Source organism: Streptomyces sp. NPDC021096 (assembly GCF_040641275.1).
In the GTDB taxonomy this organism is placed as follows: domain Bacteria; phylum Actinomycetota; class Actinomycetes; order Streptomycetales; family Streptomycetaceae; genus Streptomyces.
Genome location: NZ_JBFADG010000018.1, coordinates 25,480 through 45,233 on the forward strand (window position 1 = coordinate 25,480; position 19,754 = coordinate 45,233).

At 72.7% G+C, this 19,754-nt stretch carries 16 protein-coding genes; 4 read left to right on the forward strand and 12 right to left on the reverse strand.

The genetic code is table 11. The features are described from left to right. Positions 1-38: 38 nt before the first annotated feature. Genes AB0G59_RS21300 through AB0G59_RS21310 form a run of 3 tightly spaced genes read left to right on the forward strand, consistent with a single transcriptional unit; the run spans position 39 to position 3,984 of the window. Entirely contained in the window at positions 39-2,033 is a 1,995-nt protein-coding gene (locus tag AB0G59_RS21300; RefSeq protein ID WP_360913789.1) for an FAD/NAD(P)-binding protein, read from the forward strand. A gap of 36 nt (positions 2,034-2,069) precedes the next feature. Beyond that, entirely contained in the window at positions 2,070-3,824 is a 1,755-nt protein-coding gene (locus AB0G59_RS21305) for an AMP-binding protein (RefSeq protein ID WP_360913791.1), read from the forward strand. Next, complete coding sequence (locus AB0G59_RS21310; RefSeq protein ID WP_360913792.1) at positions 3,766-3,984, forward strand: (2Fe-2S)-binding protein; 219 nt, start codon at positions 3,766-3,768, stop codon at positions 3,982-3,984. The genes AB0G59_RS21305 and AB0G59_RS21310 overlap by 59 nt, the downstream gene beginning before the upstream one ends. A 57-nt stretch (positions 3,985-4,041) precedes the next feature. Here the strand turns inward: AB0G59_RS21310 and AB0G59_RS21315 are convergent, their stop codons facing one another. From AB0G59_RS21315 to AB0G59_RS21325, 3 genes are all read right to left on the reverse strand, one after another. After that, on the reverse strand, positions 4,042-4,989 hold the full coding sequence (locus AB0G59_RS21315) for a DMT family transporter (RefSeq protein ID WP_360913794.1): 948 nt from the start codon (positions 4,987-4,989) through the stop codon (positions 4,042-4,044). A 159-nt stretch (positions 4,990-5,148) separates the two neighbouring features. Then, entirely contained in the window at positions 5,149-5,745 is a 597-nt protein-coding gene (locus tag AB0G59_RS21320) for an XRE family transcriptional regulator (RefSeq protein ID WP_071966272.1), read from the reverse strand. Positions 5,746-5,790: 45 nt separating this feature from the next. Further along, positions 5,791-6,813 (reverse strand): LuxR C-terminal-related transcriptional regulator, encoded by a 1,023-nt coding sequence (locus AB0G59_RS21325; RefSeq protein ID WP_360913797.1) that lies wholly within the window; start codon positions 6,811-6,813, stop codon positions 5,791-5,793. A 332-nt stretch (positions 6,814-7,145) separates the two neighbouring features. Between AB0G59_RS21325 and AB0G59_RS21330 the strand changes: the two genes are divergently transcribed. Then, positions 7,146-8,021, forward strand: a complete 876-nt coding sequence (locus tag AB0G59_RS21330; RefSeq protein ID WP_360913799.1) for a DUF3626 domain-containing protein — start codon at positions 7,146-7,148, stop codon at positions 8,019-8,021. Here the strand turns inward: AB0G59_RS21330 and AB0G59_RS21335 are convergent. The 9 genes from AB0G59_RS21335 to AB0G59_RS21375 all read right to left on the reverse strand — a co-directional run bounded on the left by AB0G59_RS21335 (position 7,928) and on the right by AB0G59_RS21375 (position 19,732). Then, complete coding sequence (locus AB0G59_RS21335) at positions 7,928-10,165, reverse strand: peptidase domain-containing ABC transporter (protein WP_360913801.1); 2,238 nt, start codon at positions 10,163-10,165, stop codon at positions 7,928-7,930. The two genes, AB0G59_RS21330 and AB0G59_RS21335, sit on opposite strands and share 94 nt — an antisense overlap. 6 nt (positions 10,166-10,171) lie before the next feature. Beyond that, a complete protein-coding gene (locus AB0G59_RS21340; RefSeq protein WP_360913803.1) occupies positions 10,172-10,693 on the reverse strand; it encodes a hypothetical protein in 522 nt (173 codons plus the stop codon). Then, complete coding sequence (locus tag AB0G59_RS21345) at positions 10,690-13,956, reverse strand: type 2 lanthipeptide synthetase LanM family protein (protein WP_360913805.1); 3,267 nt, start codon at positions 13,954-13,956, stop codon at positions 10,690-10,692. Before AB0G59_RS21345 ends, AB0G59_RS21340 begins: the two co-directional genes overlap by 4 nt. 85 nt (positions 13,957-14,041) lie before the next feature. Next, positions 14,042-14,305, reverse strand: coding sequence for a mersacidin/lichenicidin family type 2 lantibiotic (locus tag AB0G59_RS21350; protein ID WP_360913807.1), 264 nt, complete (start codon positions 14,303-14,305; stop codon positions 14,042-14,044). Between the two features lie 21 nt (positions 14,306-14,326). Next, positions 14,327-14,593, reverse strand: a complete 267-nt coding sequence (locus AB0G59_RS21355; protein ID WP_360913809.1) for a mersacidin/lichenicidin family type 2 lantibiotic — start codon at positions 14,591-14,593, stop codon at positions 14,327-14,329. A 210-nt stretch (positions 14,594-14,803) separates the two neighbouring features. Beyond that, positions 14,804-16,264: an ATP-binding cassette domain-containing protein gene (locus tag AB0G59_RS21360; protein ID WP_360913811.1), complete on the reverse strand. Its 1,461-nt coding sequence runs from the start codon at positions 16,262-16,264 to the stop codon at positions 14,804-14,806. A gap of 65 nt (positions 16,265-16,329) precedes the next feature. After that, positions 16,330-17,175, reverse strand: a complete 846-nt coding sequence (locus AB0G59_RS21365; protein ID WP_360913813.1) for an ABC transporter permease subunit — start codon at positions 17,173-17,175, stop codon at positions 16,330-16,332. Beyond that, entirely contained in the window at positions 17,172-18,062 is an 891-nt protein-coding gene (locus tag AB0G59_RS21370; RefSeq protein ID WP_360913917.1) for an ABC transporter permease, read from the reverse strand. The genes AB0G59_RS21365 and AB0G59_RS21370 overlap by 4 nt, the downstream gene beginning before the upstream one ends. A 119-nt stretch (positions 18,063-18,181) precedes the next feature. Further along, positions 18,182-19,732: an ABC transporter substrate-binding protein gene (locus AB0G59_RS21375; RefSeq protein ID WP_360913815.1), complete on the reverse strand. Its 1,551-nt coding sequence runs from the start codon at positions 19,730-19,732 to the stop codon at positions 18,182-18,184. Between the last annotated feature and the right edge of the window lie 22 nt (positions 19,733-19,754).

Sequence of the window (19,754 nt, forward strand, 5' to 3'; positions counted from 1 at the left end):
TGGTTCCCCCCATCGCACGTGGCACAAGGAGAATCGCAGTGAACATCCCCATACAGCCGCGCATCCCCTACACCGTGGCCGTGGTCGGCACGGGACCGCGGGGCATCTCCGTGCTGGAGCGCCTCGCCGTCCTCCTGCGCGACGGCGGCGGCGACCCGCACCCGGTCCACATCTACGCCGTCGACGCCGTGGAGGTCGGGGCCGGCCGCGTCTGGCGGACCGACCAGGACGACTGGTACACGATGAACACCGTCATCGGCCAGGTCACCATGTTCTCCGGCGAGCCCGACGGCGGCCGCCCGCGGCCCGGCGCCGGCCCCTCGCTCGGCCAGTGGCTGGAGGACTACGCGCCGGCCGACGAGCGCCGGCCGGAGCTCGGCCCCGACGACTTCGCCTCCCGCCGCGACTACGGGCGCTATCTGCGGTTCGTCTACCGCACCATCACCGACGAGCTGCCCTCCCACGTCCGTCTGATCCCCGTGCGGGCGCAGGTCACCGCGGTCCGGCCGGGGCCGCTGGGCGACTACGAGGTGACCCTGGACGACTCCCGCACGCTCACCGCGGACAAGGTCGTGCTGGCGACCGGGCATCCCCGCAACGAACCCGGGGACTTCGACCGGGCCATGCTGCGCTTCGCCGAGGGCCGGCCCACGGTGCGCTACCTGGGCGGCGACTCGGCCGCGGACATGGACCTCGAGGGCGCCGTGCGCCCCGGAGCCACCGTCGCGATCCGCGGGCTGGGGCTCTCCTTCTACGACGTCCTGCTGTCGCTGACCGTCGGCCGCGGCGGCGAGTTCGTCCGCGGCGAGGACGGCCGGCTGCGGTACGTGCCCGGCGGCCGCGAGCCCCGCGTCGTCGCCGGTTCCCGCAGCGGCCTGCCGATCCCGGTGCGCGGGCGCAACCAGAAGGACCCCGGCTACGTCCACCCGGCGCTGTTCCTGACCCAGGAGGCCGTCGCGGCGGCCCGCGCCCGTCGTCTGTCGGCCACCGGCAGCGCACTGCTCGACTTCGCCGAGGACATCCTCCCGCTGCTGCTCAAGGAGGTCGAGCACGTCTACCGCACCACCCATGTGCGGGCGCGCGCCGGGGCCGCGGCGGCAGAGGAGTTCGCCCGTCAGCACGCCGGGATGCTGGCGTGCGACGACGACACCTCCGTCCTGCTGAAGGAGGCGGGGCTCGAGGACGTCCCGGCGCTGGACCTGCGGGCGCTGGCCCGCCCCTTCACCGGCGAGGCCTTCCCCAGCCACGAGGCCTGGCACGAGCGCCTCTTCGCCGTCATGCGGCGCGACCTCGACGAGGCCGTGCTGGGCACGCTGGACGGCCCGCTAAAGGCGGCGCTGGACGCCCTGCGGGACCTGCGCGGCGTGGTGCGGTCGGCCATCGACTACGGCGGGCTGCTGCCCGAGTCCCACCGCGACGCGTTCCTGCGCGACTACGCGCCCGTCAACGCCCTGCTCTCCGCGGGCCCGCCGATGGTCCGTACCGAGCAGCTCATGGCGCTCATGGAGCAGGGCCTGGTCGAGATCGTGGGCCCGGACACCCGCTTCGCCGCCGACGGGGCGAGCGGCCGCTTCGTGGTCCACTCCCCCCAGGTGGCGGGCTCCGAGCGCACGGCCGAGGTGCTCATCGACGCGCGCATCCCCACCCCGGCGCTGCCGCGCGACAGCTCTCCCCTGACCCGTCAGCTCCTGGACGAGAAGGTGATCCGCGAGTTCGTCAACTCCGACGCCGCGTCCGGCACCGAGTACGCCACCGGCGGGCTCGACATCGTCCAGGGCTCCTTCCGGGTCCGCGACGGCGCGGGACGGGCGCACCCGGGCCTGTACGCGCTGGGCATTCCCACCGAGCACGTGCGCTGGTTCACCCAGATCGGCAACGGCCGCCCGGGCGTGGCCACCGACTTCATGAAGGTGGCGGACACCGTCGCCCGGGAGCTTCTCGCCCCGCTCGCCGCCGGGCAGGGCCCCCAGGAGCGCCGCACGCTCGCCGCGGAGGCCGTCCTCGTGGGCCACGACGCCCGTTCGCACGGCTAGACCGCACACCGTTCCCCACGAAAGGCACCACCTGCGATGACTGTCCATGACACCGATGCCACGCGCGCGTTCCGGGAGGCGCGCGACGTCCTGCTGAACCACCGCGACGACCTGGACGCGGCGCGCGGCGCCTTCCGGTGGCCGCGCCTGGAGCGCTTCAACTGGGCGCTCGACTGGTTCGACGTGGTGGCCCGCGGCAACTCCCGTCCCGCGCTGCGGGTCGTGGGACCCCAGGGCGACACGGACTTCTCCTACGACACCATGGCCCGCCGCAGCGACCAGGTCGCGTCCTGGCTCCAGGGGCTGGGCGTGCGCCGCAAGGACCCCCTGCTGCTCCTGCTCGACAACCGGGTCGAGCTGTGGGAGGTGATGCTCGCCGCCATCAAGCTGGGGGCGGTGATCGTCCCGACGTACACCACGACCACCCCGGCCGATCTCGCCGACCGCGTCGAACGGGCGGGCATCCGGCACGTCGTGGCCGCCGCCGATCTGGTGGAGCGCTTCGACGGAATCGCCGGCGACTTCACGCGCATCGCGGTCGGCGCGGAGCGGGCCGGCTGGCTGCCGTACACCGACTCCCTCGGTGCCGCACAGGAGTTCGTCCCGCAGGGGTGGTCGCTGGCCGAGGACCCGCTGTTCTGCTACTTCACCTCCGGCACCACCTCCCGGCCGAAGATGGTGGCGCACACCCACCTCAGCTACCCGGTCGGCCACCTGTCGGGGATGTACTGGAACGGGGTGCGCCCCGGCGACCTCCATCTGAACGTCTCGGCGCCGGGCTGGGCCAAGCACGCCTGGAGCTCGTTCTTCGTGCCGTGGAACGCCGAGGCCACGGTGGTGGCCCTGGCCGACCCGCGCCCGGGTCCCGCCACGGTCCTCCACGCGCTGCGCACCAGGGAGATCACCACGCTCTGCGCGCCGCCGACCGTGTGGCGCGGCATGGTCCAGCAGGGCCTGGGCGAGCGGCCCGAGCGGCTGAGGGAGGCCGCGGCCGTCGGCGAGTCGCTGGAGCCGGCGCTGTTCCACGCCGTGCACCGGGCCTGGGGCATGCCGGTCCGGGACGGCTTCGGCCAGACCGAGACGACCGCCCAGATCGGCAACCCCCCGGGCCGGGAGATCCGGCCGGGGCGCATGGGGTGGGCCCTGCCGGGCTACGACCTGGTGCTGATCGACCGGGAGACGGGGCTGGAGGTGCCCGACGGCACCCCCGGCGAGCTGTGCGTCCGGCTGTCGCCACGCCCCGCCGGCATGATGACGGGCTACGCGGGCGACGCCGAGCGCACCGCCCGGGCCTTCGAGAACGGCGTCTACCACACGGGCGACCTGGTGGTGCGCAACGACGACGGCAGCTTCAGCTACATCAGCCGCACCGACGACATGTTCAAGTCGTTCGACCACCGGATCTCGCCGCTGGAGCTCGAACGCGCCCTGCTGCACAGTCCGTTGGTCGCCGACGCCGCGGTCGTGGCGATCCCGCACCCGGTGGGGCTGTGGGAGCCGAAGGCGTTCGTCGTGCCGGCCCAGGACCATGCGCCGGACGCCGTCGGCGCCGAGGCCGTCTTCCGCTGTGCGGTCGAGGAGCTGCCCCGCGAGAAGTGGGTGCGCGTCCTGGAGTTCGTCGACGACCTGCCGCTGACGCCCTCCGGCAAGATCCGCCGGGCCGAGCTCCGGGACCGCCCGGAGACGCCGGGCATGGTCCACCGGCTGCCGAACACCTGGGAAGGGGACAGTGATGGAGAAGCACATGGAGGAGTCGGGCCCGCTGCTGTGCCTGTGCGCGCGGGTCACTGAGGGCGAGGTCGTCGCGGCTGTCGAGCGCGGCGCGCTCGACCTGCCGGCCGTTCGCGAGGCCACCGGTGCGAACACCGGGTGCGGCGACTGCGCCGACGACGTCGAGGACGTGATAGCCGACCACCAGGAGCGGACCGCCCTGCGCACCGCGCCCCACTGATCGCGGTCGGCATGACGGGAAGGGAGAGCCGGGCCGAAGGCCCGGCTCTCCGGGCGTTCAGCGGCGGACACGGTTGGCGAGGAGGGTGCCGGCCGTGGCCAGGACGAGCCCGCCGAGGGTGAGCGGGCCGAGGTGCTGCCCCAGCACCAGGGCACCGAGCCCGGCCGTGCTCATCGGGACCAGGTAGAATAGGCTGCTGACCTGGCTCGTGCCGTGACGCTGCAACAGGTGGTAGAGCAGGCCCACTCCGACGATGGAGTTGATCAGCGCGCTCCACAGCAGCACCGGCCAGTAGGAGGCGGTGAGCTCCACGTCCCAGCCCTCGGCGAGGAGGGCGGGTACGAGCACCACCGCCGAGGCGGCCAGCAGTTGGACGGCGTTGCCGATCACCGGCTCCATCTGTCCGCAGAACCGTTTCTGGTAGACGGTGCCGACGGAGATGCCCAGCAGCCCCAGGGCGAGGAAGCCCAGGCCCAGCAGATAGCCGCCGGACAGCTCGATCCCCTCGGCGACCGCCAGGGCCACACCGCCGAGGCCGAGGACGAGGCCGAGGTACTGGCCCGCCGTGACCCGCTCGTGCAGCAGCGGGACGGCCAGCAGCGAAGCGGTCAGCGGGTAGAGGGCGATGATCAGGGCCGCGAGCCCGGAGGGCACGCCGAGGTCCATGCCCACGTAGATGCTGGAGAACTGCACGCCCTGGACGAGCACTCCGGCGACGGCCAGGTGCGCCAGCCGGCGCCCCCTGGGCAGCCGTTCGCGGCGCAGGGCGGCGATGGCCAGCAGGACCAGGCCCGCGATGGCGAAGCGTAACGCCGCGAAGGTGTAGGGCGCCGCGTGGCGCAGGCCGAGCTTGCCGGAGATGAAGCCCGAGCTCCAGACCACCACGAGCGCCACGCGCGCGGGCAGATCGGCCGCGCGCGCCGCGGGCTTTCCTGCGGGGACCGGCGTGCCGCTGGGGGCCGCGGGCCGCTGGGAACTCTTGACGGGCGGGTTCGGACTCGTCACCGGTGACACTCCCCTTCGTGTTCAATAAAAAGCACTGTAGAGCAAAATATCGTTCAGAGCGAGAGTCTCCGGCCCGGGAAGCGGGACCCGGAGGCGGACAGCGAAAAGCCCCACGGACCGTTGTCCGTGGGGCAGTTGGAAGGTCGGATGCCGAGGCGGTCAGTAGAGGGAGGAGAACAGGATGGCCACCAGCTGGGCCGGCTCGTCGGTGTCGTTGCGGAAGCTGTGCGGGTGGCCGGCCGACCACTGGATGCAGTCCCCGGTGCGCAGCACGTGGTCCAGCCCGTTGTAACGGGCCACCAGCGTGCCCCGGGTCACCATGATGAGGTCGGAGCCCTCGTGCTGAAGGTCCTCGGAGAGGCCGCAGTGCGGTTCGAAGTCCCCGGTGACCACCTGGTATCCGAACTGCGGCGAGCGCAGCACGCGGTAGACGACGCCCGGGGCCCGGTTGAGGACCTCCTGCTTCTCCCGGGGGAAGAGCGAGGGGGTGGCGCGCCCCCGGGAGAAGCCCAGGAACGAGCCGACGTCATGGTCGAAGACCTTGGCGAGGCGGCCGAGCCGCTCCAGGGCGATGTCGGTCTCACCCCGCTCCAGCGCGGCCAGGAAGGACACCGACAGCCCGCACTCCGCGGCCACTTGGCGCAGGGACATGCCCTTGTGCGTCCGCAGCCGGTGCAGCACTTCGCCCGGTGGCGGGAAACCGAGTTCCGGATCCCGCGAGACAGTGGTATCGGTGGAGGGGTCCGGGTCAGCCATGACCGCATCCTAGATGCTGGCGCCCACCCCTCCAACGCGGGCCCACTACCCTTGCCCGAGGAGGCCGGACTGGGCGATGAGGACGCCCAGCTGGCACCGGCTGCGCGCCCCGAGCTCCTGGTAGATCTTGGCGACGTGGCTGCGGCAGGTGCGCACGCTCACCCCGATGCGGCGGGCGATGGCCTCGTCGGTCTCCCCCTCCGCGAGGAGCTGGATGATCGACATCCGGACACTGGAGATCAACTCGCTGACGTCGGCGGCGCGGTTGTGGCTCTCGAACGGCCTGGCGTTCACCCAGGCGCGCTCGAAGACCCCCAGCAGGAAGCCGACGACGCCGGGCTGACGGATGACCACCGCCACGTCGCGATTGCCGTCGGCGGGGATGATGGCGACCTCGCGGTCAAAGATGATCATTTGCTCGAAGGAGTCGCCGAGCGTCCGCACCTCTCCCCCGGCGGCCACGATCCGCTCGACGTGCTTCCTGGTGGGGCCGTCGAAGCGGGTGGCGTGCTGGAACAGGGTCCGCGTCCTGACGCGGCGGGCGAGCATCGACTCGGGCGGCTCCCATGCGATCTGCAGGACGTCGGCGGCGCTGCGGCCGCCTCCGGGGCGCGCGATCAGCACCTCGGAGCGGCAGTCCTCCGAGGCCGCGGCGATTTCGGCGGCGATGGCGTCGGCGCCGGCGATCGTCTGGAACGGCTCCGCGAGGCGCGCCTCGCGCAGCGCCTGCTCGTGCAGCTCCTGAAAGACCGCCAGCTCCGCACGGATCTCCTCCGACTCCCGCTCCATCCGCGCGATCTGCGAGTGCAGCGGCGCCAGCCTGCGGGAGGCCGCCGTGCGGGGCGCGACGGGCACGAGCGCGTTGGGGTCGCCGGCCAGGGGCCGCAGCAACTCCCCCTCCACCAGCAGCCGCACCGCCCGGGCCATCCGGGAGTCGTCCCAGTCGAGCTTTTCGGCCGCCTGCGACACGCACAGGACCTGGAACCGTATCGCTAACTGGTAGAGCTCTTCGAGATCCTCGGTCTCCCGTAACGGGTCGGGGCACCGGGTCTTGAGATCTGCCTGCATCAATCCCCCTTTTAACATCCAACGGCATTCCTGCGCGGGGCAAGCGCTCCGCGCGACGCTCAAGGAAAGGGCCGCCCCGCCCGCCGCAGGGCCGGACCACTGGGCCGTTACTTATACTGGCCGATCGTCCGTAATATCGCACAGTACTGACCGGCCAGTCAACGGTGGCGAACGGGGGCGCCAGGAAGGGGGGTTGCCTGTTCATTCTGGCGGACGCTCGTTTCGGCGGCGTTCAACTGCCGTCCCACTTCGGGCAGTTGATCCGGCGTTTTCGCAGGACGGGGCAAGACCCGCCGGAAGGGCCGCCGGCAAGCCACTAACATGCACATGCCATGGAACGAGCCCTGCGGCATGTCGCCTCGCTGTCGTCCGGCGCCCCGGTGGACCCGGCGCTGCGCGTCACCCTCAACTTCCACCCCGACCGGCACGTGCGCGGCACACCGATCCTGCGGGCGCTGGCCGAGGACGGCGTCTACCGCTCGCAGTTCGTCACGGGGACGGGCAACGGCGGGCTGACCGCACACCCCGGCGGTGACCGGTGGCGCTGGGAGAGCCGGATCTTCGCCGGCGCCTACGACACCGCGCCCGCCCACGAGCGGCCCGTCTACGGTGCGCTGAACTTCCGCCGCAAGCCGGCCGGCGGGGCGCCGCGGTTCGGCTCCGCGCACTTCCGGCTGGCCGCGGGGGCGCTCGCCCGGACGACGTTCTGCTACCCGGACAGCGTCTTCGAGCCGTCGGCCTTCGGCGTCGCGGACCGCATGTCCCTCGTCGAGCTCGCCCGGGCCGACGACAAGGACGCCCTGGACGACTACATCGAGGCGCAGGTGCACGGGCCGGTCGTGCTGGGCCGCGACGTGGAGGCCCTGGTCCTGGACCCGAGCCATCGCGGCACGGCCGTGGAGGCCGCCGCCCGCCGCCTGCCCTGCCCCGTGGAATGGCACCCCGGCTTCCGCCTCACCGTCGAGGAGCTCCGGCGGCACCCGGACTACCGCGGCCGGGAGTACGTCGCCCTGGGCGCGGAGATGGCCCGGGACGGTCACCTCGATCCCCGGATCGTCGGCGACGCCGCGCGCAGCGGACTGCACGACCCCCAGGCCGTGAAGCGGGTGTGGCACTACGTGGCGCGCTTCGGGGCACCACCCGACGACACGGCGGGGACAGCACCGGTCGACGGTGCCGGGAGCTGTCCTTCGACCAGCTCGGCGTAGTGGCCGCGCAGGGCCAGCAGTTCCGCGTGCGTTCCCGTCTCGGCGACGGCCCCGTCCTCAAGCACCACGATGAGGTCCGCGTTGATGACGGTGCTCAGCCGGTGGGCGATGACCACCCGGGTGCAGTCCAGGCGCGACAGCACATCGTCGACCCGCTGTTCCGTGACGGCGTCGAGATGGCTGGTGGCCTCGTCCAGGACCAGCAGCGCCGGCTCGCGCACCAGCGCCCTGGCCAGCGCCAGGCGCTGGCGCTGGCCGCCCGACAGCCCGCCGCCGCCTTCCGTCAGGACCGTTTCATAGCCCATGGGCATGGCCGTGATCTCGTCGTGGATCCGGGCGTGCCGGGCGGCCCGGACGATGTCCTCGAGGGAGGCTTCCTCATGGCCGAAGGCGATGTTCTCCCGTACGGAGCAGGCGAACAGCGCGGGCTCCTGGGTGACCACGCCGCACTGCCGGCGCAGCCCGCCGTAGTCGAGCTCGACGAGCGGTCGCCCGTCGAAGCGCACCTCTCCCTCGGTGGGTACGTGCAGTCCGAGGACCAGCCGGGCCAGAGTGGTCTTCCCCGAGCCCGTGCGTCCCACGAGCGCCACCTTCGCACCGGCCGGCAGGGTGAGGTTCACGTCGCGGACCGCCCAGGGGCCGTCCCCGCCGTAGCGCAGACCGGCACCGGCCAGCTCCACCCTTCCCGTGATCCGTCCCGGTGAACGCACCGCCGTCCTGTCCTGCTCGACCTCTTCGTCGAGGACGTCCCGGAGCCGGTCGACGGTGACGGCCACGGACTGCAGTTGGCGGGCCGCACCGATCAGGGTGGCCATCGGGCCGAGCAAGGAGTTCGTCAGCGCGTTGAGGGCGAGCATCGAGCCGACGGACATCCGCCCCGCCATGACCTCGCGAACGCCGATCAGCAGCAGGAGGATCGGCGCACCGATCCGGAACGTGCCCATGGTGGCTTCCAGGACGGAGTCGAGCCGGCGGCGCCGGAAGGCGGCCCGGAGCTGCCGTTCGAACAGGGCCGACCATCGTGCGTACGCCTGCCGCTCCACACCCATGGCCTTGACCGTCTCGATGCCGGCCAGGACCTCGACCGCACAGCTCTGCGCCTCCGCCTGCGCGCCGATGTCGCGTTGCGCCAGGCCGCGCAGCGTGCGGAAGTTCGCCAGCATGATCAAGAGCTGGGCGAGGCCGAGGCCGAGCACCACCCAGCCGTACAGCGGGGCGACGATCAGGAACAGGGTGACGTACGCGAACACGAACGCGCCGTCCAGGACGAAGGAGACGGTCTGCCCGGTGACGACCTCGCGGATGAGGGCGTTGCTGGAGAGTCTCATGAGCAGGTCGCCGCTGCCGCGCAGCACGAAGTACCGGTAGGGCAGGTCCAGCAGGTGGCCGAAGAACCGCCGCATGAGAGCGCCGTCCATGCGGTTCTCGAAGTGGTTGAGCACGGTCCCGCGCGTGTACGTGGCCGTCGCGTGGGTCAGCAGGAACAACAGGCTGCCCGCGACGACCGCGCCGAGCAGGTCGTCCTGGCCGTAGCCGAGCACCTCGTCCACCAGGAATTTGGTGACGGCCGAGGGGATGAGCAGCAGGACCTGCAGAAGGAGTGAAGCGAGCAGGACGGCGCACAGCATGCCGCGGGAGACCGACAGCAGGCTGCGGGCGAAGCGGAACGACTCGGTCCGACGGTGGGAGCGGCGCGGCCGGAAGTCCTCGGCCGGGGCGAACTCGAGGACGACGCCGGTGAAGCCCTCCGAGAACTCCTCCAGCGGGACGACCCTGCGCCCGGAAGCCGGGTCGACCACCACGGCCCTCGTGCCGTCCCAGTGCTCGAGCACGAGGTAGTGGTTGAAGTTCCAGTGGACGATCGCCGGCCCGCGCACCTCCTTCAAGGCGTCGAGGTCGACGCTGAGCGCCCGCACCCGCATCCCCCACCGGCGGGCGAGCCGCACGAGCTGCAGCGCGTTCGCGCCGTCCCGGCCGACGTGCAGCGCTTCCCGGCATTCGGCGACCTTGGTGTGGCGTCCATGGGCGCTCAGGATCATCGCCAGACAGGCGGCGCCGCATTCCGCCGCACTCATCTGCAGCAGTACCGGTACCCGGGGGCGGGTCTTCGTTCCGTGCGACGGGCGCAGGCCGGACAGCCGCACCGGCAATCACTCCCCACGACTCAGCAGGACGGTCAGCAAGGGCGGGTGCGAGGTCTCGATCGCCACGCGCTCCACCGGGGAACGGCCGGGGTCCGCGGCCGTCGCGGGGGGCCTCCCGCGGTCCAGCACCACCACGACCACCGGAGTCGGGGTGTCCGGCGGGATTCCCCGCTCGGCCAGAGCCCCGGCGGTCTCGACGCGCTCGGCCGCGGTGACCGTCGGCTTCCCGGTCGTGTGGTGTCCCCGCACGATCCTGGCCGGCCGCCCGAGCAGGCGCCGTGCCGGCACCGAGGCCGGCACCAGGCAGCGGATGGTCCTCGCGTCCGCCGCCACCACGGTCGCGTTCACATGGCGGGGCACCCGGACCGTGGCCGCGGCGAGGGCCACGGCCACCGCGAGGACGGTCAGCGCGATCGCGGGCCAGCGGGGGACGCGCAGCGGCCCGCCCGTGGCAGGATGCCGCCGGCCGCCGGCATGGGCCGCGAGTGCCTCCGCCCGGAAGCGCACGCGTGAGGCGCCCTCCGTCACGGCCGCTCCGGGCCTTCGAGCAGCAGTACCGAGGGCACCGCGCCGGGCTTCGCGAACCGCAGCAGGTTGTAGCCGATGCCGGCCAGCCCTGCCATCAGGCCGGGGGTCTCCACGCCCAGGGGGACACCGCACAGCGGGCCCTCCTGGGCGATGCCGGCCAGCAGACCCGCCGCGAGCAGGTCCACCTGTCCCGCGAGGGAGGCGTCACCGGTCACCTGCGCCGCCAGCAGCAGGGTTTCGAGGTTGCCGAGGTCTCCGTGACAGATGCTGTGGTTGCCCCGGCCGGTGAGCTTCTCGCCGGTGAAGCCGGCACCGAGCGTCGCCCGCACCGCATGGTCCAGGTCCTCGCGGAGCGGCGCGTCGTCGGGGAAGTGCCGGTGCAGCGCGGCACGCGCCATGCCGATGCCGGCCGCGCCGTGGCACCAGGCGACCATCGAATCGCCGGGGGCGGAGAGGTTCCGCAGATCGGGCCAGCTCCCCCCGGCCGGATCGAAGGTGGCCCTCTCGAAGCGCAAGGCGCCCCGGATCACGTCGGCGTGGTCGTTCCGGCCGGTCACCGCGTCGAGCCGGGCCAGGGCGACGGCGATTCCCGACGCCCCGTGGGAGAAGCCGGTCAGCGGCCCGTCCGGATTGATCGAGCAGGGCCATGCGATGCCGTCGCCCACCCTCTCGCCGGCCCCCACCAGGTGTCCGGCGAGGAGGCGGGCCACTTCGAGCGTCTCCCGGTCCGGCCGCACGGAGTGCAGGGCCAGCACCGACAGCAGGGCGCCGGCCGAGCCGGAGACGATGTCCAGGGCCCGGTCGGCGGGGGCGAGCGTGCGCAGGTGCGGGATCGCCAGGGCGGCGGTGTCCAGCAGGTCCGGCCGGTTCCAGAGCGCACCGAGGTGGCTCAGCGCGTACACCGGACCGCCCAGCTCCGCGCACGCCCCCATGCCGAGCAGGCGGATCGTGTCCTCGTCCATCTCCCGGAGCCGGGCGAACTGCTCGGCCAGCACCCGGGCGCCGGCCTCGGCGGCCGCGCGGTACCCCGCCTCGCCGGTGTGCTCGGCCAAGTGGGCCAGGAACAGGGAGATCCCGGAGATCCCGTTGTACAGGTCGACGGACGCCGGCCCGACCTGCCACATCTTCTCCTGCACCAGGGTCAGGCCCAGCCAGCAGATCCTGTCCTCGTCCACGACCGCCAGCTCCAGGAGCCGGTCGCCGATGCGGCGGGCGGCGTCGGTGAACGCCTCCTCGGGCGCGGGAGCGGTCGCGGCGGCCACTTCGTAGCCGGGCCAGTGCGCACCGGTGGTGCCCATGGCGAGCCCGGTGAGCGAGGCCCGCAGGAACCAGGTCTGCCGCGCCAGGTGTTCCTCCGAGAGGGCCTCGATCCGGGCGCGGGCGCGGTCCATGCCGCTGTGTTCCAGTACCTCGGGGATGAGCGTTCCGTTGCCCGCCAGGAGGTCCCGCGACGAGGCGGCCGCGGAGAAGATGGGGATGTCGCCCGCGCTGAGCTGCGCCAGCTCCGCGGCCGAGACGGCGGTGTTGCGCACGGGTGAGTGTTCCTCGCCCCACAGCAGGCTGTAGAAGCGGTCGCGGTCGAGTCCGTCGCGCAGCAGATCGGGGTGGTAACCCTCCTGCAGGATGCGTCCGTAGACGCGGGTGCCGCGGAGCACGACGCGTACCTGGTCGGTCGCGAACGCGTCGATGGGGCCGCCCGGCGCGAGCAGGGCCTCGCGGTGCGCCAGCAGCAGCCGGTAGGTCCGCCGGAACCCGGCGATGATCTCGTCCTGGTAGTCCAGGGCCGTGAACGCGTCGTCGGCGAGGCTGGGCATGTTCTGCGCGCCCTTCAGCTCCAGGCGTCGGCGGACGAGGCGCATCCGGTCGGTGCCGGGGTCGCTCCAGGTGGGCACCGGCGTGGGAGTGAGCTGCCCGGACGGGCTGGACAGGCCGCTCAGGTCGAGGCCGTCGGCCTGTTCGTCCTCGAACGAGATGATCGGCGTGGGCAACAGGCCCACACTCAGCACGGACTCGCTCATGGCGTGGACGGCGTGCGGGGGGACGTACGGGGGGATCTGCTGGTCGGGGGTGCGTGGGTGGAACAGCGCCTCCAGGTCGACCAGGACGGGGTGCTCGCCGGACGCGATCAGGTTCTCGTAGTGGAAGTCCGTCGCGGCGAGGCAGTACAGCACCGCCAGGTAGGCGCCCTGCCGCTCGTAGAAGCGTGCGACCTCCGTCCGGTCGGCGCAGCCGGACGCCGTCACGAACTCGGTCCAGCCGTGGTCGACACGGTCGACGATCCACAGCGGCCGCAGGCCGGGCTCCACGCCGCGGTCGTCGAGCCATCGCAGCAGCGCCTGGAAGTGGACGTCGACCGACAGGGACCGAGGTTTGTAGACCACCTTCCGGCCGTCCGAGAAGTGCACGATCCCCACGGACCGGCCGCCCCGGTGGGAGTCGCCGGCGTCGAAGGCGACGTGGCTCACCTGTCCCGGCGAGGGCGCGTCGTCGAAGTGGGCGAGCAGGTCGGGGAGGTCGACGAGCAGCCGCCGGGCGAACTCGGTGCGCGCGGCGACCCAGTTGTCGACGACGCGGACGAGGTCGCGGGCCAGCACCGGGTACTCCCGCAGCAGGCCGAGCGCGTACGCGGGGTCCCGCAGTCTCCTGAGGAAGTCGCGGTAGCGCTCGCAGGGCGAGTCGCCCTGGAGCCCGCCCTCGACGCGCAGGACGTTGAGCTCGAGCACCATGGTGCGGCTCAGCACGCCCAGGAGTGTGTTGCCGGGCGGCAGGCAGAGCTGCTCGGCGAACGGCTCGTAGGCGATGTGGCCGGTCGGGAACTGCTGGAGGAGGCGTACCAGTTCGGCCCGGATTCTTTTCTTTCCGTCCTCGACGAGAGGGGCGGCGAGCGCGGCGAAGCCTTCGTCTTCCAGTGACTCGTCACGCTCATCGGCCTCGGCCCAGGCGCGTTCGATGGCGCGAACGTAGTCGGGCCTCCCGTCGGACCGGGCGGCGACCGATTCCGGGGTCTCGCCGAGGAGCTCCACGAGGCCGGGCTCGTCCAGGCCGAGGGCGGCCAGCCAGTCGGCCAGCTGCCCGGGGGTGAAGGTGAAGAACTTCTCCGCCTTCCAGTTGTCCAGCCGTCGCCGCCCCCGGGACCGGTCCACGACGGGATCGTGCCCGCCGCGGCCGAGGCGCTCCTCCAGTGAGGCCGCGAGGTGCCAGGCCGGTGCGTCGACGTCGACGTCGACGAGGGTCTGGTGGCGTACCGCGCTGTCGTTGGTCAAGGTGAGTCCTCCCCCGGGGAACCGACGTGCTCACGTTCGCGAGGAGATGGTGTTCGAGCCGGTGTCGGCGCGAACACCACCTCACTTACTTACAAGCGGCGCCGCTGCAGGTGTAACAGGCCTGCGTCATGCGGCAGCAGGTGTCACGGCCGGCACAGTTGGTGTTGGTGCTCGTTCCGCCGCAGCACCCCGCGGTGTTGTTCTGTTCGGTACTGGCGCCGAGCACACCGACCAGTGCTTCGTCGGTGAGCTCCACCGGCCCGCACGGGTGCTCCGGCAGGGCGCGCGTCTGGTCGGCTGAGAGGGAGGACCGGTACTCGGGGTCCTTCCAGAAACGGACGACGTCCATGGCCTTGTCCTTTCGACGCCGCTACGCGGGGCAGCAGCCCGACGTGCCGCCACTGGCGCATGTGCCGTTGCAGACCGTCTTGTTGACGGTCATGCAGCCGTAGGCGCTGGTGGCGCAGATCGAAATGGTGACGGCACACGGCAACCCGGTCGTGCCCCCGCCGAGTTCCATGAGGTCCTGGTCGTCCAGCTCGACGACTCCGGCCGGGTTGGCAGGGAGTGCGGCACGTTCTTCGGCGGTCAGGGATTCCCGGTAGGCGGCGTCCTTCCACGCCCTGGCGATGTTCACACGTCTCCCCCAATCGAGCATATTGTGTGAAAAGCTACCTCTTCCGGCGAGTCGCATGGTGCGGGGCGAAGCTGCCGATACCCTCTGCTTTGCGACTCGGCACCCGAAACTAGGCCGCGCCGATGACCCACTTCTACCGAGTCATTGCCGAATGGCCGAATCACCCATACCAGTAGGTGAATTGGCTGGTTTCAGGCCGTTCGGAAGCCCTCAGCTCGTCGCCGGTATCAGGAGCCGGGTGGGTCCGCTCCCGGCGACCCGGCCGGCTTCGAGGATGTGGACCGTGTCGGTGTACGCGCCGACGAGGTGGAGTTCATGGCTGACGAGGACGAGCGTCAGCCGGCGTTCGGCTTTCAGCCGGGTGAGGAGTTCCATCACGGTGGTGGCCGTGTCGGCGTCGAGGGCGGAGGTGACCTCGTCGCAGAGCAGGACGTCGGGGCCGGGGGCCAGCGCCCGGGCGATGGAGACCCGTTGGCGTTGTCCGCCGGAGAGTTCGTGGGGGTAGCGGCGGGCGAAACCGGCGGGCAGGCCCACGTCGTCCAGGAGCTCGGCGACCCGGTCGGCGACGTCCCCCTTCGGTGCCGCCCGGTGGAGGCGGAGCGGACGCGTGAGGGTGGCCCCGACGGTGCGGGCGGGGTTGAGGGCGCCGAGCGGGTTCTGGGGGACCAGTTGGATGCGGCGCTGCTGGGTGCGGTCGCGGCGGCGGGCCACGGCCGGCAGGGGGCGGCCGTCCAGCGTGAGGGTGCCGGCATCCGGCCGCTGCAGGCCCGCGAGGACGCGCAGCAAGGTGGTCTTTCCGGAACCCGAGGGGCCGACGACGCCGGTGGCGCTGCCGGGAGCCGCCGAGAAGCCGACGCCGGCCAGGGCCCGGTATGAGCGCCCCTGCTGGGTGAAGGTCACATCGAGGCCGTCGGCGGCCAGGCCGGAGCCCGCGGCGACGGATAGGGGGCGGACGTCGGTCGCCGTCGCGGGGACGGCCGGCCGTGGCCGCGGGCGGGCCGTCGTGCCGAGGTCGACGACGTCGTCGGAGCAGCGGGCGACGAGTTCCGGGTCGTGGCAGGCGAGGACGACCGCGATCCGGCGGGTGGTGGCCAGATGGCGCAGGAGGTCGCCGATGTCGTCGCGCAGGGCGGTGTCGAGCCCCGCGGTGGGTTCGTCCAGCAGGAGGACGTCGGGCCGGCGGGCGAGGGCGCGGGCCAGGGCCACTCTGCGCTGCTGCCCGCCGGAGAGGGTTCCCGGGCGGCAGTCGGCCAGCCCGTCGTCGACCGGCAGTCGGCACTCGGCGAGCAGGTCCCGGACGGCCCGGGCCGAGGGGTCGTCGGCGGTCTCGGCGACGATGCGGCGCACGCGCATGCGGGGGTCGAGGGCGGAGGCGGGGTCCTGGCCGACGTAGGCGACGTGGTGGCGGCGCAGCCGACGCAGCCGCTCGGCGGGGAGGGCGAGGACGTCGTGGCCGAGGACGTCGACGGTGCCCGAGGTGACGCGGGCGCCGGCGGGCAGGTCGCCGATGACGGCGCGCAGCAGCGTGGACTTGCCCGAGCCGGAGGGGCCGGTGAGGGCGGTGACGCGGCCGCGCCGGAGGGTGAGGCTGGTCCTGGCCAGCAGGACGGGCCCGTCGGGGACGCGTATCTCGAGGTCGGTGACGCCGACCACTGTCGGGGTGCCGGTCATGGCCGCGGGGGGTTCCGCTGCCGGTCGGGGCGTGGGGGCCGGTCGCCGCTCGGGGCCGTCGGGGGTCATCGGGTGCCCGCCGTCGCGCGGCGTGCGGTGGGGGCGAGGGCGTCGGCCGCGAGGCCGACGCCGACGGCCAGGAAGCCGATGGCGATGCTGGGCGCGACGACGGCCCAGGGGTTGAGGAGGGCGCCGGGGGCGTTCTCGCGGATCATCAGCGCCCAGTCGGCGGCGGGTGGCTGGGGTCCGAGCTGGAGGAACCCGGCCATGGAGATGACGTAGACGGCGGCGACGAAGCGCAGGCCGAACAGGGCCAGGACCGTGGCGCGCAGGTTGGGCAGGATCTCGCGCAGCGCCAGGTGCCACAGCCGTTCGCCGCTCGCGGTGGCCGCCTCGATGAATCCGCAGGCGGCGACGGGTGCGGCCGCGCTCGCGACGACGCGCACCGCGTACGGCACGCCCAGCCCGGTGGCGGCGGCCATGACCGCGAGGCGTCCGCCGCCGGGCCAGGCCAGGGCGAGCAGCATCATGCCCAGCACCGGCGGCAGGAGGATGGCGATGTCCGCGCTGCGCTCGACGAGCCGGCCCAGGGTGGGGGTGAGGACGGCGAAGCAGCCCAGCACGGTGGCCAGGGCGGTGACGGCGACGGCGACGGCCAGGGCGCCGCCGATCAGTGGGCCGCCGCCGTGCAGCATCCGGCTCAGGACGTCGCGGCCGAGCTGGTCGCCGCCCAGCGGCGCGGCCGCGCCGGGCGGGGCGTAGGGGGCGGTGACGGGGAGGTCGACGGGGTGCGGGGCGATCAGCGGGCCGAGCAGGGCGAGCAGCGTCAGCAGGAGTCCGGGGGCCACCGCGAGGAGCACGCGGGTCCGGGGCCGCCGGGGGCGGGGCGGGGGCAGGGCTGCGGAGCTCACGGGTGTGCTCCCAGGGTCCGGGCGCGGATGAGGTCGGCGCAGAGCAGGACGAGGCTGATGACGGCTCCGGTGCAGGCCACGACCCCGGCGATGACCGGGGTGTCGCGGTCGGCGACGGCACCGGCCAGGACGGTGCCCAGGCCGGGGAAGTTGAAGAGGGTCTCGACGACGACCGCGCCCCCCAGCAGCATGCCGGTGGAGGTGGCGGCTCCGGTGGCGATGGCGGGCCAGGCGCCGGGCAGGGCGTGGCGCAGCAGTACGCGCCGGGGGGACAGGCCGTCGAGCCGGGCGGCCGTCACGTGCGGGGCCGCGGCCTGGTCGGCCAGGGCGCCGCGGACGATGCGGGCGTTCCAGCCGGCCTGGGGGATGACGAGGGCCAGGACGGGCATGACCAGCATCGTCCAGGAGGCGGGTGCGCCGTCGGGGGTGGTGAGCGTGACGGCGGGCAGCCAGCCGGCCCATAGGGACAGGACCAGCAACAGGCCGACGGCGACGACGAATTCGGGCAGGGCGAGGGTGATGCCGGAGGTGAAGGCGACGACGCGGTCCACCGCGCCGCCCGGGCGCGCCGCGGCCCAGCAGCCGAGGACGAGGGCGGCCGCGAGGGTGACCGCGAAGGCGGTGCCGCCGAGGAGGAGGGTGTTGGGGAAGGGGGCGGCGAGCAGGTCGGTGACGCGCTCTCCGCGCGCGGAGGTGCCCAGGTCGCCGGAGGGAAGGGCGGTCATCCAGTCCCCGAACCGCTGCCACAGCGGCCGGTCCAGGCCGAGCAGATGACGGCGGGCCGCGACGTCCGCGGCGCTCTCGCCGCGCTCGGCGGTGGCACTCGCCGCGTCGCCGGGCAGTACCTCGATCGCGCCGAAGACGACGGTGAGCAGCACGCACAGCATCAGGGCCCGCTTGGCGAGCACCACGCCGGCGCGGGCGGCGGCCGTCGCGGCGCGGCGCGGGGCCGAGGCCGCCGCCCCCGCGGGGGTGGCGGCCTCGGTCCGCTGCGTCGCCGTCCCGCTCAACGCGACAGCCAGACGTTCTCGAGCTGGACCCGTCCGTAGCCGGGCAGCCTGGGCAGGTTGCGCACCCTGGGTGCGGCGAGGTCGATGCCGTCGGCCATGCCCCACAGCAGATAGCCGGACTTCTCGTGCTCGATCCGCTGGAGTTCGCGCAGGGCGGTGGTGCGGGCCTTGTCGTCGGCGGTGCCGACGACCTTGCGGTACGTGGCGTCGAACGTCGGCTCCGACCAGCCGGCTTCGTTCTGTCCGGCGCCGGTGGTCATGGTCTTGGAGGCGAAGAACACCACGGAGTCGTTGGTGCCCCAGTAGTTGGTGTAGAAGGTGCCCTTGAGCCAGGTCTTGTCGTAGAAGGCGCCGGACTCCTGCTTGACGACCTTGATCTTGACGTCGGCCTCGCGGGCCTGGGTGGCGAACAGGGTCGCGGACTCGGCCAGGCCCGGGACGTCCTCGGTGGTGATGAGCTCGTAGGTCCTGGAGAGGTCGAAGCCGGCCTCGGTGAGGAGCTTCTTCGCCTTGGCGAGGTCGCGGGCCCGCTGGGGGATGTCCTTGGCGTAGCCGGGGTCGCCGGTGCCGAGGATGTCGTTGGCGACGGTGCCGTAGCCGGAGAGCACCTGTTTGACCATGGCCTCCCGGTCGACGAGGAGCTTCATGGCCTCGCGGACCCTGGCGTCGGCGAACGGGCCGTCGGCGGTGCGCATGACGATGGGCATGGCCATGTCGTTGGGGCGGCGGACGAGCTGGATGTCCTTGCGGGAGGCGGCGGTACGGGCCGCGACGGCGCCCACGTTGGAGGCGAGGTCGATCTGGCCGCCCAGCAGGGCGTTGGCCATGCCCTGGGGGCTTTCGAACATGGTCACTTCGATGGCGTCGAGGTGGACCGGTCCGCCATGCCACTTGTCGTTGCGTATCAGGCGGGCGTTGCCGCCCCGGTACCAGTCGAGCTTGAACGGGCCCGTGCCGGGGGCCTTGGCCACCTCCTTGTCGGGGGTGTCCTTCTTGAGGACGAACGTGGCCAGGCGGGTGAGCAGGGGCAGGGCGGCGTTGGGTTCGTCGGAGACCAGGACGACGGTGTCCCTGCCGTCGGCGGTGATGCTGTCGGCCTTGATGCCCGGCAACCGGCCCGCACCGGCGGGGGTGTTGCGCAGTCTGCGCAGCGACCACGCCACGTCGTCGGCGGTGACCGGCGAACCGTCGTGGAAGGCGGCGCCCTTGGCGATCGTGAAGCGCCAGGTCCTGAGGTCGGCGGAGGACTTCCAGCCGGACGCGAGGCGGCCGACGGTGTTGTCCTTGAGGCCCGGTGCGGTGAGGGTGTCGTAGGCGAGGGCGATGATCAGGTAGTCGCTCTCGTTGCCCTGGACCCCGTGCGGGTCACGGGTGGTGGCCGAAGTCCGGCCAAGGGCACCGATGCGCAGGGTGCCGCCCTTCTTCGGCTTGCCGTCCGTGGCCGCCGGGGAGGTCGCCTTGTCATTGCCGTTGCCACAGGCGGCGAGCAGCGCGGCCACGCCGATGCCGGCACCCGCCCACATTGCCTGCCGCCTGGTCAGTTTCACGTCATTCCTTGTTCCACGTCGC

Excerpts from the sequence above, each read along its gene's own strand:
- AB0G59_RS21350 (WP_360913807.1), bottom strand. The coding sequence starts at position 14,305 with ATGGACGTCGTCCGTTTCTGGAAGGACCCCGAGTACCGGTCCTCCCTC.
- AB0G59_RS21370 (WP_360913917.1), bottom strand. The coding sequence starts at position 18,062 with ATGCTGTGCGTGCTGCTCACCGTCGTCTTCGGCGCGATCGAGGTACTG.
- AB0G59_RS21320 (WP_071966272.1), bottom strand. The coding sequence starts at position 5,745 with ATGGCTGACCCGGACCCCTCCACCGATACCACTGTCTCGCGGGATCCG.
- AB0G59_RS21360 (WP_360913811.1), bottom strand. The coding sequence starts at position 16,264 with ATGACCGGCACCCCGACAGTGGTCGGCGTCACCGACCTCGAGATACGC.
- AB0G59_RS21305 (WP_360913791.1), top strand. The coding sequence starts at position 2,070 with ATGACTGTCCATGACACCGATGCCACGCGCGCGTTCCGGGAGGCGCGC.
- AB0G59_RS21325 (WP_360913797.1), bottom strand. The coding sequence starts at position 6,813 with ATGCAGGCAGATCTCAAGACCCGGTGCCCCGACCCGTTACGGGAGACC.
- AB0G59_RS21330 (WP_360913799.1), top strand. The coding sequence starts at position 7,146 with ATGGAACGAGCCCTGCGGCATGTCGCCTCGCTGTCGTCCGGCGCCCCG.
- AB0G59_RS21310 (WP_360913792.1), top strand. The coding sequence starts at position 3,766 with ATGGAGAAGCACATGGAGGAGTCGGGCCCGCTGCTGTGCCTGTGCGCG.